Here is a 1,217-nt window from a genome sequence, read left to right on the forward strand (position 1 = left end):
TTTGTCAGCCTCGCAGCAAGGTGGCTACGGTTGATTATTTGAAGTCGTATTTTGACGAAGATGTGGAACTTCACAAGATTTACCGCTATTTGGACAAATTACACGATACTCAAAAGGATCAGGTTCAGCAAATCAGCGTTGAGCATACTCGCCGAATTTTAGGAGGAAAAATCGGACTTGTCTTTTACGATGTAACCACACTTTATTTTGAAACTGATTTTAGTGATGACTTGCGCAAAACAGGTTTTTCCAAAGACGGGAAACACGCCTGTCCACAGATAGTATTGGGCTTATTGGTCAGTTCAGGTGGCTATCCGTTGGCCTATTCCATTCACGAGGGAAACAAGTATGAAGGGCATACGATGCTTCCCGTTGTGGAGGATTTTGTAAAGCAGTTTGATTTGAAAGATTTTGTAGTAGTTGCCGATTCGGGGCTGATGAACAATGACAATATCGCTCTGCTGGAAAAGAAACAATACAAATATATCATTGGGACACGAATAAAAAATGAGAGCAAACCGGTAACCGGCTGGCTTTTAGCGTTGGAAAAACAGGACGGCTCGTTTTATGAATATAAAAAAACAGCGACTTCCCGCCTGATTGTCGGCTATTCCGAAAACAGAGCGAAGAAAGACCGCAACAATCGAGAAAAGGGCATAAAACGGCTTGAAAAAGAATACAAAACCGGTTCTATAACCAAGGACAAGGTTAATAAACGCGGGTACAACAAATTTTTGGAAATAAGCGACGACATCAAAACGACCATAAATTACGATAAAATCAAAGAAGACGAGCGATGGGACGGTCTGAAAGGCTATATTACCAATACAACCCTGTCGGCAAAAACAGTTTATGAAGAATACAGCGGTTTGTGGCAGGTGGAGCGGGCGTTCCGCATAACAAAGGGAACACTGGAACTGCGACCGATGTTCCATTTTACAAAGAAACGCATTGAGGCGCATGTCTGCATTTGTTTTGTGGCTTACAAAGTATATAAGGAACTCGAAAGAATACTCAAAACGGAGGGCATAAACTTGAGTGTTGATAAAGTTTTAGATATTGCCAAGACGATTACCACCCTGAAAATCAAATTGCCAATCAGCAATGAAACGATGACAAAGACAATGCTGCTAACCCCAAGACACAAGTCTATTGCCACACTTTTTGATGAAAATTTTTGGAAATCTTTTTAGGGTGTCGCATTGTCAAAGTCAGGA

At 41.2% G+C, this 1,217-nt stretch carries 1 protein-coding gene; it reads left to right on the forward strand.

The annotated features are described in order from the left end of the window. A partial coding sequence (locus tag ACYPZI_RS15960; RefSeq protein WP_459603363.1) for an IS1634 family transposase occupies window positions 1–1,193 on the forward strand: 1,193 nt, incomplete at its 5' end. Between the last annotated feature and the right edge of the window lie 24 nt (window positions 1,194–1,217).

It is taken from the genome of Dysgonomonas reticulitermitis, assembly GCF_054601275.1.